The sequence below is a fragment of the Streptomyces sparsogenes genome, assembly GCF_001704635.1.
GTDB classification, from domain to species: Bacteria; Actinomycetota; Actinomycetes; order Streptomycetales; family Streptomycetaceae; genus Streptomyces; species Streptomyces sparsogenes.
In genome coordinates this window covers 1-13,392 of the sequence record NZ_MAXF01000126.1, presented here as the reverse complement: position 1 = coordinate 13,392, position 13,392 = coordinate 1, and the positions used below count along the sequence as shown (strand labels likewise).

General features: G+C 72.8%; 10 protein-coding genes and 1 pseudogene. 1 reads left to right on the top strand and 10 read right to left on the bottom strand.

Features of this window, described 5'->3' with window-relative positions:
• Nucleotides 1-2: 2 nt before the first annotated feature.
• The 10 genes from BBH68_RS25950 to hpnC all read right to left on the bottom strand — a co-directional run bounded on the left by BBH68_RS25950 (nt 3) and on the right by hpnC (nt 12,787).
• On the bottom strand, nt 3-1,403 hold the full coding sequence (locus BBH68_RS25950; protein ID WP_065965929.1) for an aspartate aminotransferase family protein: 1,401 nt from the start codon (nt 1,401-1,403) through the stop codon (nt 3-5).
• Nucleotides 1,400-3,394: a 1-deoxy-D-xylulose-5-phosphate synthase gene (gene dxs, locus BBH68_RS25945; RefSeq protein WP_065965928.1), complete on the bottom strand. Its 1,995-nt coding sequence runs from the start codon at nt 3,392-3,394 to the stop codon at nt 1,400-1,402. The genes BBH68_RS25950 and dxs overlap by 4 nt, the downstream gene beginning before the upstream one ends.
• A 22-nt stretch (nt 3,395-3,416) precedes the next feature.
• Nucleotides 3,417-4,592 (bottom strand): flavodoxin-dependent (E)-4-hydroxy-3-methylbut-2-enyl-diphosphate synthase, encoded by a 1,176-nt coding sequence (gene ispG / locus BBH68_RS25940; RefSeq protein WP_065965927.1) that lies wholly within the window; start codon nt 4,590-4,592, stop codon nt 3,417-3,419.
• A complete protein-coding gene (hpnH, locus tag BBH68_RS25935) occupies nt 4,589-5,614 on the bottom strand; it encodes an adenosyl-hopene transferase HpnH (RefSeq protein WP_065965926.1) in 1,026 nt (341 codons plus the stop codon). Before hpnH ends, ispG begins: the two co-directional genes overlap by 4 nt.
• Nucleotides 5,541-6,299, bottom strand: a complete 759-nt coding sequence (locus BBH68_RS25930) for a phosphorylase family protein (protein WP_065965925.1) — start codon at nt 6,297-6,299, stop codon at nt 5,541-5,543. The genes hpnH and BBH68_RS25930 overlap by 74 nt, the downstream gene beginning before the upstream one ends.
• Nucleotides 6,299-8,242, bottom strand: a complete 1,944-nt coding sequence (gene shc / locus BBH68_RS25925) for a squalene--hopene cyclase (RefSeq protein ID WP_065965924.1) — start codon at nt 8,240-8,242, stop codon at nt 6,299-6,301. Before shc ends, BBH68_RS25930 begins: the two co-directional genes overlap by 1 nt.
• Nucleotides 8,243-8,350: 108 nt before the next feature.
• Nucleotides 8,351-9,448: a polyprenyl synthetase family protein gene (locus BBH68_RS25920; protein WP_065965923.1), complete on the bottom strand. Its 1,098-nt coding sequence runs from the start codon at nt 9,446-9,448 to the stop codon at nt 8,351-8,353.
• Entirely contained in the window at nt 9,445-10,935 is a 1,491-nt protein-coding gene (hpnE, locus tag BBH68_RS25915) for a hydroxysqualene dehydroxylase HpnE (RefSeq protein WP_245738317.1), read from the bottom strand. Before hpnE ends, BBH68_RS25920 begins: the two co-directional genes overlap by 4 nt.
• Nucleotides 10,932-11,894, bottom strand: a complete 963-nt coding sequence (hpnD, locus tag BBH68_RS25910) for a presqualene diphosphate synthase HpnD (RefSeq protein WP_079151214.1) — start codon at nt 11,892-11,894, stop codon at nt 10,932-10,934. Before hpnD ends, hpnE begins: the two co-directional genes overlap by 4 nt.
• Nucleotides 11,891-12,787, bottom strand: a complete 897-nt coding sequence (gene hpnC, locus BBH68_RS25905; protein ID WP_245738326.1) for a squalene synthase HpnC — start codon at nt 12,785-12,787, stop codon at nt 11,891-11,893. Before hpnC ends, hpnD begins: the two co-directional genes overlap by 4 nt.
• A 474-nt stretch (nt 12,788-13,261) precedes the next feature.
• Here hpnC and BBH68_RS44340 point away from each other — a divergent pair.
• Nucleotides 13,262-13,392: pseudogene (locus BBH68_RS44340) on the top strand (IS982 family transposase); the annotation flags it as partial.

Here is a 13,392-nt window from a genome sequence, read left to right as displayed (position 1 = left end):
GGTCAGCGGCTCGCCATCGCCTGCTTGACGAGCGTCCGCCCGAAGTCCCACATCAGCCCGCCGCCCCCGTGGGCGTCCTCCATGACGGCCGTGAACGCCTCGACGAAGCGGTCCACCTCCCGCTCCCCGATGATCAGCGGCGGAATCAGCTTGATGACCTCCAGGTGATCGCCGGAGACCTGGGTGAGGATGCGGTGCCGCTGGAGCAGCGGCACCACCACCATCTGCGCGAACAGCCCCTTGCGCGCCGCCTGGAGCATCGTCCAGCGGCTGCGCAGCCCCAGCGAGACCGGCTTGCCGAACTCGATGCCGATCATCAGCCCGCGGCCGCGCACCTCGTGGAGCAGCTCATAGCGGTCCACCAGCGCGGCCAGGCGGGTGCGCAGCAGGTCGCCGGTCCGCCGCGCGTTCTCCACGACCTTCTCGTCCTCCATCACCGCGAGCACGGCCAGGCCCGCCGCCATCGCCTGAGCGTTGGCGCCGAAGCTCGCGGAGTGGACCAGCACCCGGTCCATCGACGAATAGACGCGCTTGAAGATCCAGTCCTTGCCGAGGGTCGCGCCGACGGGCACATATCCGCCCGACAGAGCCTTGGCCACGCACACCAGGTCCGGCTCCACGCCCGGCTCGTGCTGATAGGCGAAGAAGTCCCCGGTCCGGCCGAGCCCCGTCTGCACCTCGTCGGCGATCAGGAGCGCCTTGTGTGCGCGCAGCAGGTCCTGGGCGGCGCGCAGAAAGCCGGGCGGGGTCTCGTGGACGCCCTTGCCCTGGATCGGTTCGACGACGAAGCCGGCCACATCGCCGCGCCTCAGCTCCCGCTCCAGCGCCGCCAGGTCCCCCAGCGGGATCGCCGTGTCCGGCAGCAGCGGGGCGAACCCCTTGCGGAAGCTGTCCTCCCCGTTGACCGACAGCGAACCGGTCGTCAGGCCGTGGAAGGCGTGGGCGCAGTACAGCACGCGCGGCTTGCCCGTGGCGTACCGGGCGAACTTCAGGGCGGTCTCCACCGCCTCCGTGCCGCTGTTGCCGAAGAAGACCCGGTCCAGGTGGGGGGCGTGGCTCAGCAGCCGCTCGGCGAGCAGGCCGGGCAGCGGCTGGCAGTCGAAGCGGGTCAGGTCGGCCAGCTCGGCGTCCAGCACGTCGTGCAGCGCCTTGCGGACGACGGGGTGGTGGCGGCCCAGGCCCATCACCCCGAAGCCGGCGAGCATGTCGAGGTAGTCCCGGCCCTCGGCGTCCCAGAAGTACGCGCCCTCGGCACGCTCGTAGACCTTGTCGAAGCCGATGGTGCGCAGCATGCGGGGCAGCTGGTGGTTGAGGTACCGGGCGTGCAGCTCGTACCGCTCCGAGCCGCGCTCGGCCAGGAGCTTCCCGAGGTCGAAGCCCGATCGCTGCTCGGCTGCTGTCATGCGTCCTTCTCCTTGCGGGCCGCGGGCGGGGCCGGCCGGGCGGTGACCGCGGGCCGCTCGGCGCCCGGGGTGGTGACGATGGCGGGGACGGAGGCGTCGATACGGGCCAGGGCCGCCCCGATCCGGCCCGCTATCTCCGCCGGGGTGAGCCCGATGTCGGCCAGCACCTCCCCGCGCTTGGCGTGCGGCAGGAACGCCTCGGGGATCCCGAAGGCGCGCACCGGCAGATCCACCTCGGCGTCGCGCAGCGCCTGCGCGACCGCCGTCCCCACCCCGCCGGTGCGGCTGTTGTCCTCGACGACGGCCACCGCGCGGTGGCGGGCCGCGAGCCCGGGCAGGGCGGGGTCGACGGGCTTGACCCAGCGCGGGTCGACGACCGTGGCGCCGATGCCGCGCTCGGCCAGCAGCTCGGCGGCCTCCAGGCCGACCCGCGCCATCGCCCCGGCCACCACGAGCAGCACATCACCGCCGCCGCCCCGGTCCGCCGGCTCGGGCCCGCCGTGCCGCAGCACGTCCATGCCGCCGACGCGGGCGAGCGCCGGGACGGGCTCGCCCACCGACTCCTTGGGGAAGCGGACCACGGTGGGCGCGTCGTCCACGTCGAGGGCCTCGCGCAGCTGGGCGCGGAGCTGGTCCGCGTCGCGCGGGGCGGCGATCCGCAGGCCCGGCACCACCTGCAGCACGGACATGTCCCACATGCCGTTGTGGCTGGGCCCGTCGGTGCCGGTGACACCCGCCCGGTCCAGGACGAAGGTCACCCCGCACTTGTGCAGCGCGACGTCCATCAGCACCTGGTCGAAGGCCCGGTTGAGAAAGGTGGCGTAGACGGCGACGACCGGGTGCAGCCCGCCGGTCGCGAGCCCCGCGGCGCAGACCGCGGCGTGCTGTTCGGCGATGCCGACGTCCCACACCCGCTCCGGATACGCCCGGGCGAACCCGGTGAGCCCGACCGGGCCCAGCATCGCCGCGGTGAGCGCGACCACGTCGGGGCGGTCGGCCCCGATCCGCACCATCTCCTCGCCGAACACCGAGGTCCACGAGCGGCCGCCGGAGGGTGCCAGCGGCGCGCAGGTGAGCGGGTCCATGGCGCCGACCGTGTGGAAGCGGTCGGCCTCGTCCTCCAGCGCGGGCCGGTAGCCGCGGCCCTTCTCGGTGAGGCAGTGGACCAGGACCGGGCCGCTGAAGCGCCGGGCGCGGCGCAGCGCCGACTCCACGGCCGCGATGTCGTGTCCGTCGATGGGGCCGAGGTACTTCAACCCCAGGTCCTCGAACATGCCCTGGGGCGCGAAGGCGTCCTTGAAGCCCTTCTTGGCGCCGTGCAGCGACTCGTACAGCGGCCGGCCGACCACGGGCGTGCGCTCCAGCACGTCCTTGCCCCAGGCCAGGAAGCGCTCGTAGCCGTCGGTGGTGCGGAGGGTGGCGAGGTGGTTGGCGAGGCCGCCGATGGTGGGCGCGTACGAGCGCTCGTTGTCGTTGACGACGATGATCAGCGGGCGGTCCCGGGCGGCGGCGATGTTGTTGAGCGCCTCCCAGGCCATGCCGCCGGTCAGCGCGCCGTCGCCGATGACGGCGACGACATGCCGGTCGGTGCGGCCGAGGACCTCGTTGGCCTTGGCCAGGCCGTCGGCCCAGCCGAGCACGGTGGAGGCGTGGCTGTTCTCGATGACGTCGTGCTCGGACTCGGCGCGCGAGGGATAGCCGGACAGGCCGCCCTTGCCGCGGAGCTTGGAGAAGTCCTGACGGCCGGTGAGCAGCTTGTGGACGTAGGACTGGTGGCCGGTGTCCCACAGGATGCGGTCCACGGGCGAGTCGAAGACGCGGTGCAGGGCTATGGACAGTTCGACGACGCCGAGGTTGGGACCGAGGTGGCCGCCGGTTCTGGCCACCGCGTGGATCAGGAACTCGCGGATCTCTCCGGCGAGTTCGGCGAGTTGCTCTTCGGTCAGCGGCTTGAGATCGCCCGGGCCCCGGACACTCTCCAGCAGTGGCATGCGCGGATCCCCTCCTTGTGTATCAGCTCACGGTGACCTGGGGGGTACCCGAGAGGGCCCCGTCGTCCTCCATCTGTTCGGCGATCTTCATGGCCTCGTCGATCAGGGTCTCCACGATCTTCGACTCGGGCACCGTCTTGATCACCTCACCCTTCACGAAGATCTGCCCCTTCCCATTGCCCGAGGCCACCCCCAGATCCGCCTCCCGCGCCTCACCAGGACCATTGACCACACACCCCATCACCGCGACCCGCAACGGCACCTCCATGCCCTGCAGACCCGCCGTCACCTCATCCGCCAGCTTGTACACATCCACCTGCGCCCGACCACACGACGGACACGACACGATCTCCAACCGCCGCTGCCGCAGATTCAACGACTCCAGAATCTGGATACCGACCTTCACCTCCTCCACCGGAGGCGCCGACAACGACACCCGGATCGTGTCCCCGATCCCCTCACTGAGCAGCGCACCGAACGCCACCGCCGACTTGATCGTCCCCTGGAACGCCGGCCCCGCCTCCGTCACCCCCAGATGCAACGGATAGTCACACCGGGCCGCCAACTGCCGGTACGCATTGATCATCACCACCGGGTCGTTGTGCTTCACCGAGATCTTGATGTCCCGGAACCCGTGCTCCTCGAACAGCGAGCACTCCCACAACGCCGACTCCACCAGCGCCTCCGGAGTCGCCTTCCCGTACTTCGCCAGAAGCCGCTTGTCCAGCGACCCCGCGTTCACCCCGATCCGGATCGGCACCCCCGCCTCCGAAGCCGCCTTCGCGATCTCCTTGACCTTGTCGTCGAACTGCCGGATGTTCCCCGGATTCACCCGCACCGCCGCACACCCGGCATCGATCGCCGCGAACACATACTTCGGCTGGAAATGAATATCCGCGATCACCGGAATCTGCGACTTCCGCGCGATCACCGGCAACGCGTCCGCGTCGTCCTGCGACGGACACGCCACCCGCACGATCTCACACCCCGAAGCCGTCAGCTCCGCGATCTGCTGCAGCGTCGCACCCACATCCGCCGTCACCGTCGTCGTCATCGACTGCACCGACACCGGCGCGTCCCCACCCACCGCCACCGACCCGACCTGGAGGCGCCGCGAGAGGCGGCGCGCCGCCAGAGGCCGGGCCGGCACCGCGGGCAGCCCCAGGGAAACGGGCTGCGTCGAACTCGTGGCGTTCACCCGCGGCCTCCGGTGGCGGTCTCGCGGGCCGCGCGCAGCGACTCCTTGAGAGAGCCCATCGTGGCCAGCACGGCGGTCGGCTCGTAGCCGCAGTGGGCCATGCAGTTGTCGCAGCGCGGGTCCTTGCCGCGGCCGTACTTCTCCCAGTCCGTCTCCTCGACGAGCTGACGGTACGTGGGGACGTATCCGTCCGCCATCAGATAGCAGGGGCGCTGCCAGCCGAAGAGCGAGTAGTTGGGGATGCCCCACGCGGTGCACGGGAAGTCGGTCCTGCCCTCCAGGAAGTCCAGGAAGAGCGGGCTGTGGTTCAAGCGCCAGCGCCGCCGGTTGCCGCCCGCGAAGGCCTTCTTGAACAGCTCGCGGGTCTGCTCGACCCCGAGGAAGTGTTCCTGGTCGGGCGCCTTCTCATAGGCGTAGGCGGGCGAAATCATCATCTCGTCCACCTTGAGCTCGTCATTGAGGAAGTTGAGCACCTCGACGACGGTCTGCGGGGTGTCGGTATTGAAGAAAGTGGAATTGGTGGTCACCCGGAAGCCGCGCCGCTGCGCTTCCTTGATCGCCGCGACGGCCTCGTCGAACACCCCCTCCTTGGCGACCGACTCGTCGTGCCGCTCGCGCAGCCCGTCGATGTGCACCGCGAACGCGAAATAGGGGGAGGGCTTGAACTTGTGGATCTTCTTGCGCAGCAGCATGGCATTGGTGCACAGGAAGACGTATTTGCGGCGCTCCACCAGCTGCCGCACGATCTCGTCGATCTGGGGGTGCATCAGGGGCTCGCCGCCCGCGATGGACACCATCGGCGCCCCGGACTCCAGCACCGCCCCCACCGCCTGGGCGACCGGCATCCGCTGCTTCAGCACCCCCGCGGGATGCTGGATCTTTCCGCATCCCTCGCACTTCAGATTGCAGGCGTACAGCGGCTCTAGCTCGACGATCAGCGGAAACTTGTCACGACGCTTGACCACCTTCTGGTCGAAGAGATACGTCGCGACCCGGATGGTCTGACGGAGCGGCATGGCCATCTAGCTCACCTCCTGGGAGCAGCGAAGAACGGTGCCAGGCAAAGAAAGCGGGAAGGACGGTGCGTAGAACACGGAAAGCAGATATTCCCCCGCGCAGAGTTCCGATACGGACGAGTTCATGTTCAGGAGCGTCCACGATCACTCGGACGGCCGCAACCGGGCCTGCCCCGGCCGCCACGGCGGTCCGCAGGGTCGCGGCGGATTCCATGTCCACCGCGATGGCGCCGGTGGCGTGCAGCCGGGCCCGCTCGGCGCCCCGTACGACATGGCCGGACCCGACGAGCGGGCCGGTGTGGACCGCGCGCCCGGGGCCGGCCCGGGCCGGCCGGGTGAGCGCGTCGGCGAGGACCGCCGTGCCGGTGCACGGGGTGGCGCCCGCGCCGTCCCGGGTCTCGTCGGCCACCACCAGGTCGCCCGGGTGCATCCCGGGGGCCAGGCCGGCGCAGAAGCCGGTGGCGATGACCGCGGTGCCGGGCGCGTGCCCGCCGCTCTCGGCGAGGGCGCGCGTCACCGCGCGCTCGGCGGCCTGCGGCCCCATGCCGGTGCGCAGGACGGTCACCGGCCCGGCGGCCGCGCCGAAGTCGCCGCCGCGCAGGGCGAACCGCTCGATGCCGAGCGCGCACGCGATCAGCAGCGGCGCCGGGCCCTCGCCCCGGTGCGGGGGCGGGGCCGGGCCGGCGGCCATCAGGATCCCCGTGGGCGGGTCAGGGCCGGCTCGCCGTTGACGTACCGTCCCAGCGCGGTGACCGGGAACACCTGCCGGTACAGGTGGTAGTTGATGGAGAAGTCCCAGGGGAAGCCGGTGCCGGTGAAGTGGGGCTCGTCCCAGGAGCCGTCCTCCTGTTGGGTCTCGGCGAGCCAGGTGACCCCGCGCTCGACCGCCTTGCCCTCCCGCTCCCCCGCCGCCAGCAGGGCCATCAGCGCCCATGCCGTCTGCGAGGCGGTGGAGGCGCCCCGCCCGGCCCACTGCCGGTCGGGGTAGGAGCGCTGGTCCTCGCCCCAGCCGCCGTCCTCGTTCTGGACGCTCTCCAGCCAGCGGACGGCCCGGCGGATCGCCGGGTGGGAGGCGGGGACCCCGGCGGCCACCAGGGCGGGGACGACGGAGCCGGTGCCGTAGACGTAGTTCGTCCCCCAGCGGCCGAACCACGAGCCGTCGGCCTCCTGCTCGGCCAGCAGCCAGGCGACGCCGCGCCGGGCGGCCGGGGTCTGGGCCCTGCCCTCGTGGGCGAGCATTTCGACCACGTGGGCGGTGACATCGGCGGACGGCGGGTCGATGACCTCCCCGAAGTCGCAGAACGGCAGCCGGTTGGGCAGCGGGCTGCTGTTGTCGACGTCGAAGGCGCCCCACCCGCCGTCCCTGGACTGCATGCCGAGCGTCCAGCGCGTCCCGCGCCGCACCGCCGCCTCGATCCGCTCGGGTTCGGGGTGGCGCACCCGGCGCAGCGCCAGGACGACCTCGGCGGTGTCGTCGATGTCGGGGTAGTTGTCGTTGTGGAATTCGAACGCCCAGCCGCCGGACGGGAGCGTGGGGCGGCGCACCGACCAGTCGCCGGGCCGGGTGATCTGCTCGCCGAGCATCCAGTCCGCGGCCTTGACCAGCGCGGGGTGGTCCGGGGGCAGCCCGGCGTCGGCGAGCGCGATGGTGGCCAGGCAGGTGTCCCACACCGGCGACTGACAGGCCTCGACCATCCGGCTGCCGTCCTCGCGCCACACCGCGAAGCGGTCCAGGGAGGCCAGCCCGGCGCGCATCACCGGGTGGTCGAGGTCGTAGCCGAGCAGGTGCAGGGCGATCAGGGAGTACACGGCGGGCGGCTGGATGCCGCCCCAGCAGCCGTCGTTCTCCTGGCGCTCGACGATCCAGCGCGCGCAGGATCTCAGCGCCGCCCGGCGCAGCGACCGGATCGCCACCTTGTGGTAGGCGTGCAGCGCCCGGTCCAGGCGCTGGAAGGCGCCGTCCCAGGAGGCCAGGGGCGCGGGTCCGGCGGGCGGGTTGGGCCGCCGGGGGTCGGTGTGGAGTTCGTCGAGGGGGAAGGGCGCGGGCCGCACCGGGCGCCTGGCGGAGACGATGGTGAGCGGCACGATGGTCTGCCGCGCCCAGCAGCCGAAGTCGTAGATGTTGAGCGGGAACCACTTCGGGAAGTAGATGATCTCGGGCGGCAGCTCGGGCAGGTCCTCCCACTTCCACCAGCCGAACAGGGCCAGCCAGATGCGGGTGAACACCCGGCTCTTCGCGATGCCGCCCCGCTCGCGCACCCACGCGGAGGCGGCGGCCATGTGGGGGGCGTCGGGCCGGTCGCCGGCCAGCCGCAGGCCGACGTACGCCTCGATGGTGGTGGACAGCTCCGGGGGGCCGCCGTGGAAGGTGGCCCAGGTGCCGTCCTCGCGCTGCTGGGAGCGCAGGTAGCGGGCGGCGGCCTGGAGCGTCGCCGGGTCCTGGATGTCCAGGAACTGGCGCAGCATCAGGTCTTCGGCGTCCATGGTGACGTTGGTCTCCAGGTCGCCCTTCCACCAGCCCTGCTCGTCCTGACGGTCCAGCAGGTGGCGGGTGGCCCGGGCCATGGCCTGCCGGGCAAGCGTTAACGTCGCGGGTTCGAGGGGCTCGGGCGGGTGGACGGTTGTCGCTGTCATGGCTTCCCCTTCTGCAGTGTGAGATCTCTGCCGTCGTGGGGCTTCCGTCGGCCGGCACCCCGGCTGGGTGCCGGCCGGCGACTGCGAGCTATATGCGGTCGATAGTGATCATCTCTTTCGTACGACGACGAAATCGGCGAGCGCCACGAGCTGCGCCCGGACCCGATCCGGCATGTCCACCTCGTCGAGCGCCGCCACCGCGGTGGTGTGCTGGCGGCGGGCCTCCTGGGAGGTCCAGTCGCGGCCGCCGGCCTGCTCGATCAGCGCCGCGCGGGCGGCGAACTCCTCTTCGTCGAAATCGGCGAATTCCGCCTCGGTCTTCTTGGCGTCGTCCGCGAGCAGCCGGGCGAGGCGCTCGGAGGCCTCGCCGCCCCCGGCGAGGGCGGCCACCACCGGCAGCGACTTCTTGCGCTGGCGCAGGTCGCTCCAGGTCTGCTTGCCCGTGGCCTCGGGGTCGCCCCAGATGCCGAGCAGGTCGTCCACGGCCTGGAAGGCGAGCCCGAGGTGGTGGCCGTACCGCTCCAGGGTGTCGGCGGTGCGGTCGTCGGCCCCGCCCAGGACGGCGCCGATGGAGGCGGCGCAGGCGAGCAGCGCGCCGGTCTTGTTGCCCTCCATCTCCAGGCACTCCGCGACGGTGACCCGCTCGCGGTGCTCATAGCTGATGTCCTGGGCCTGGCCGTCGATGAGTCTGCGGGTCGCGGAGGTGAGGCGGCGGGTGGCGCGCCCGGCGTCCACCGTGCCCAGTTCGAGCAGTATCTCGCCGGCCAGCGCGAACAGCGCGTCCCCGACGAGGATGGCCTGGGCCGGGCCGTGCACCTTCCAGACGGTGTCGCGGTGCCGGCGCTGCTCGTCCCCGTCCATCAGGTCGTCGTGCAGCAGGGAGAAGTTGTGCACCAGCTCCACCGCGACCGCGCCGGGCACGCCCACCTCGGGGGCCCGGCCCGCCACCTCGGCGGACAGCAGCGCGAGGGCGGGGCGGACGGCCTTGCCGCCGTCGCCCGCGGCCGGGCGGCCCTCGGCGTCGATCCAGCCGAAGTGGTAGGCGGCCACGGTGTCCATGGGCGGGGCCAGCCGGTCCACCGCGGCGCGCAGCACCGGCGTGGCAAGCGTGCGGCCGCGCTCGAGCAGCGCGGGGACGCCTGCGGTGTCGACTGCTGGGGTCGCCGGGGTCACGGTCTCTCCTTGGTTCTGTGTGATGGTGCTCATGCCGCCTCCTTGGGGCTCCCCCGGCCGGAGGCGGGGAAAGGGTCGCGGTGCGGGCGGCCGAGGTGGGTCAGGGCCGTACGGGCGGCGGACAGTCCGCTGCGCACGGCGCCCTCCATGGTCGCGGGCCAGCCGGTGGCGGTCCACGCTCCGGCCAGGTACAGGCCGGGCGCGTTCGTGGGGGCGCCGGGCCGCAGCCGTCCGACGCCGGGGGTGGGGGCGAACGTCGCGGTGCGCTCCCGGGTGACGAAGAAGTCGCGCACCGCGGCGCCGCGGGCGGCGGGCAGCAGCCGCTCCAGCTCGGGCAGGTAGCGGGCGCGCAGCTCGGCGGCGGGGAGGTCGATCTCCCGGTGCGCCGCGGACTGGGACAGGGCCAGGTACTGGCTGGCCCCCGCCCCGGGGAGCCTCGCCAGGCCCGAGGCGTCGGTGCGGTCGAAGACCCACTGGACCGGGCTGCCGATCGCGGCGAAGAAGGGGCGGCGCATCACTTTGCGATCGTAAACTACATGGATGTTGAGGATCGGCGCGTCGCCGATGCGCAGCAGCCGGTCCGGGTCCTCCAGGGCCCCGTCGGGGAGCAGCGCGTGGGCCTCCCGCTGCGGTACCGCCAGCACCACGGCCGCCGCCTCCAGCGGCTCGGCGGCGTGCGGCCCGGCCATCGTACGCACGGCCCAGCGGCCCTCGGCGGTGCGGGTGACGGCGGTCGCCTTGGTGCGCAGCGCGCAGCTCACGCCCGCCTTCTCCAGGGCCTCGCGGGCGAGGGTGTGGTGCAGCTCGCCGAGCGGGGTGCGGGCCCAGCCGATGTCGGCGGCGCCGGGGTGGGAGAGCAGCCCGGTCTTGAAGACCATGGCGGCCAGGCCGAGCGAGGCGTCACGGGCGGTGGCGTTGAGCGTGGCGACGCCGACCAGGTCCCACAGCGCCTCGACGGCGCGCGGCGACTGGCCGTGGCGGCGCAGCCAGCCGGCGAAGTCCACCCCGTCCAGGGCGGGATCGGCGGGGTCCAGCCGCCCCAGGGCGAGCGCGGCGCGGCCCACCTGGGCGCGCTCGGCGAGCGAGAGGTGGGGGTAGGTGGCCAGGCTCGCGGCGAGGTGCAGCGGCACCGGCAGGGCGGTGCGGCGCAGCCGGCCGAGCCGCCGTCCCGGCCGCCCGCCGGCGTCCAGGACGGGCACGTCCAGCCTGTCCTGCAGCGGGGCGAGCCCCACGGCCCCGACCCGGTCGAGAAACCACTGGTAGGCGGTGCAGCAGCGCAGGTACACATGCTGGCCGTTGTCGACGGTCAGCTCGCCGACGGGGGACGGGCGGCGGAAGGAGAAGGCGAGCCCGCCCAGCCGGGGGCGCCCCTCCAGCAGCGTCACGTCCAGTCCGGCGTCGGCGAGCGCGAGCGCCGCGGTGGTGCCCGCGAGCCCGCCGCCGACGACGGCCACGGGGCCCCGCCGCCCGCCGCGGCCGGTGCCGAGGGGGCGGCCCGCCGGGGCCCCTGGAAGGCTCATGGCCGCCCCCCGGCGGGGCGGCTGGCGGCGGCGCGGGCGTCGAGCCCGGCCAGGCCGCGGACGGCCACGTAGGCCTTCTCACGGCCGGGGAGCGAGACCCGGCCGCGCAGGACGGCCTCCGGGTCGCGGGCGATGCGCTCCAGGAGCCTGCGGTAGATGCCGGCCATGGCGGCCACGCAGGCGCCGCTGCGCCGGTCCAGCATCGGCAGCAGCCGGTAGCCCTCGGCGAACAGGGCTCTGGCCCGCCGGACCTCGAAGTGCACCAGTCCGGTGAAGTCGGCGTCCGGCGGGGCGGTGGAGGTGTGGATGCCCGCCGGGCAGCCGAACTTGGCGAGGTCGTCGGCGGGCAGGTAGGTGCGGCCGCCGGCGGCGTCCTCCCGGATGTCCCGCAGGATGTTGGTCAGCTGCAGGGCCAGGCCGAGCGTATCGGCGTACTCGGGGGCGCGCTCGATCTCGCGCGCGCCCACCCCGGGGGCGCTCACGGTCCCGAAGACACCGAGGGAGAGCCGCCCGATGGCGCCCGCGACACAGCGGCAGTAGGCCTTGAGGTCGTCCCAGGTCTCATAGGTCTGGCCGGCCACGTCCATCAGCACGCCGTCGATCAGCTCGTCGAGCCCGCCCAGCGGGATCGGGAAGCGGCGCGCGGCGTGGGCGAGCGCCACCGCGACCGGGTCGGTGTCGTCCTCCCGGATCCCGCCGTTCCTGATGCGGTCGAGGACGGCGCGGGTCTCGGCGAGTCGCGCCCGCTTGGCGTCGGCGTCCAGGCGGCCGTCGCCGATGTCGTCGACACGGCGCGAGAAGGCGTAGAGCGCCGACATGGCCCGGCGCTTCTCGGTGGGCAGCAGTCTGATGCCGTACGCGAAGTTGCGGGCCTGCTGTCCGGTCACGGCCTCGCAGTATCGGTACGCCGCGAGCACTGGCGCGGACGCGTGCGGAGATCCGTCCACGGTCCGGCTCACCCCTCTCTTCGCAGTGTCGCCCCCGCCTCGCGCAGCAGGCTGAGCTTGGTGGGCCTGGGCGGTCCAGGAAGTACGTCGTATCCCGTGGCGGCGACCGCCCTCAGGGCGGCCCGCCCCCCGGCCACGAACCCGGCGAGCAACCACTTGAGCCTGCCGTGGACGCTACCCACGAGGGGGGCACCTTCATTCAGCAGGGTTTCGGCGCGGGCCGCCTCATGGGCGATCAGGGCGCGCACCGGGGCGCCGGCCGAGGGCGCGGCGAGGTCGGCCTCGGTCACTCCGAAGCGCCTCATGTCCTCGGCGGGGAGGTAGACGCGGTCGCGGCGGAGGTCCTCGGCCACGTCCTGCAGGTGTTCGATGATCTGGAGTGCGGTGCAGATGGCGTCGGAGCGGCGGACCCGCTCGGGGCTGGTGGTGCCGGTGACCCCGAGCACCAGGCGGCCCACGGGGTTGGCGGACAGCTCGCAGTAGGCGAGGAGTTCCTCGTAGGTGGCGTAGCGGCGGACCCGCTGGTCCTGGCGGTTGGCCTCGATCAGGCCGAGGAACGGCTCGGGGGCCAGCCGGTGGTGGTGGACCGTGGGCCGCAGGGCGCGCAGCAGCGGGTGGCGGGGGGTCGCGGAGGGGGCCGCGGACACGCCACGCGCGCCTCCCGCGCCGTCGAACACGCGCCTGAGGTCGGCCTCGAACGCGTCGAGCATCGCCAGCGGGTCGTCGGCCCGCTCCGGGTCGACGCCCAGCAGCCGGGCGTCGGCGCCGCCGGGGGGCAGATCGCCGTCGCCGATGTCGTCGACCAGACGGGCGTACCCGTAGATGGCCATGAGGTCGGTCCGCCAGGCGCGGGGGAGGAAGAAGGGGGCGACGGGGAAGTTCTCGTGCGCGGCCTTGTCGAGCACGGCCCGGGCGGCTTCCTGCCCGTCGGAGGGACCGCTGGACGTGGTGTGCAACCCGCTGTGCTCGTCCTCCACGGTCACCATGGACAGCCAGGCGTACGGGCAAGGACCAGGTCTCCGCCGGAGCCCGGGTGACCGGGCCCTGTGGGAGAGCTGGAGATGGGCCGGGTAGCCAATGCCGTCACATCCCCCGTTCTACACCGGTTGTCAGGGTCGACACGATGCGGACACGCCGCGCCGCCAGGTCAAGGGCGCTCGACGCCGCGGCCCCGCTCACGCCCACTTCACAGGGGGCAGCGACACGTGTCCGGCGCGTGTCCGCTCGGGCGCCGCTCCAGCTTACGCCTCTCGGTGTACAAACGTGCGGAGATGTATCCCTGGCCGGCCCCCGGGCCATCCCTGGGCGATCCCCTAGATGAGTGAGTCCGATGTTTGTGCTGGCCGCAACCATGGCGAAGGGCGCCCGTTGGCTCGTGTGTGACTACCAGCCTGGACGCCCTTCTGGCGGCACTGTACGTGTTCATCGACGACCATGTGGCCCCCCGTCGTCGGATCGGGCGACCCCCGAAACTGACGGACGCCGAACTGCTGTGCCTCGCGGTCGCCCA

Bases quoted from the DNA above. Each gene is read 5' to 3' on its own strand.
- BBH68_RS25930 (WP_065965925.1), bottom strand. From the start codon at position 6,299: ATGGCCGCCGGCCCGGCCCCGCCCCCGCACCGGGGCGAGGGCCCGGCG.
- hpnE (WP_245738317.1), bottom strand. From the start codon at position 10,935: ATGAGCCTTCCAGGGGCCCCGGCGGGCCGCCCCCTCGGCACCGGCCGC.
- dxs (WP_065965928.1), bottom strand. From the start codon at position 3,394: ATGCCACTGCTGGAGAGTGTCCGGGGCCCGGGCGATCTCAAGCCGCTG.
- BBH68_RS25950 (WP_065965929.1), bottom strand. From the start codon at position 1,403: ATGACAGCAGCCGAGCAGCGATCGGGCTTCGACCTCGGGAAGCTCCTG.
- shc (WP_065965924.1), bottom strand. From the start codon at position 8,242: ATGACAGCGACAACCGTCCACCCGCCCGAGCCCCTCGAACCCGCGACG.
- BBH68_RS25920 (WP_065965923.1), bottom strand. From the start codon at position 9,448: ATGAGCACCATCACACAGAACCAAGGAGAGACCGTGACCCCGGCGACC.
- hpnH (WP_065965926.1), bottom strand. From the start codon at position 5,614: ATGGCCATGCCGCTCCGTCAGACCATCCGGGTCGCGACGTATCTCTTC.